Origin of the sequence: Neisseria sp. HMSC075C10, assembly GCF_001815615.1 — a bacterium.
Lineage (GTDB): Bacteria > Pseudomonadota > Gammaproteobacteria > Burkholderiales > Neisseriaceae > Neisseria > Neisseria subflava_A.
Genome location: NZ_KV821272.1, coordinates 1 through 311 on the forward strand (window position 1 = coordinate 1; position 311 = coordinate 311).

The following is a 311-nucleotide window of genomic DNA, read 5'->3' on the forward strand; positions in this document are numbered from 1 at the left end:
CGGCAGCGCTGCCGTTGCCGCCGAACGTGCAGCCGAGTATCTGGCCAAACAATACGATGACGGCCATACCGCGATTGACCCAATAACGGGGAAATTCAATCCCAATCTTCTGCCCGAACACATTAAGGAAGAGATCAAAGCGCAGACCGGGGCGCTTGCTTCGGTGGTAGGTGCGGCGGGCGGCAGTCTGAACGGCACCAGCGGCACAAACACCAATGCCCTGTTCAATGCGCAAGTAGGGGGCGTGTTGGCGCAGAATGCGGTGGAGAATAATGCCCTAAACCGTTTGGACGGATTCACACCCGGCGAAC

The 311-nt window shown here is 58.2% G+C and carries 1 pseudogene; it reads left to right on the plus strand.

Annotated elements, in window-relative coordinates:
• Nucleotides 1-311 (plus strand): annotated as a pseudogene (locus tag HMPREF3047_RS10025) (VENN motif pre-toxin domain-containing protein); the annotation flags it as partial.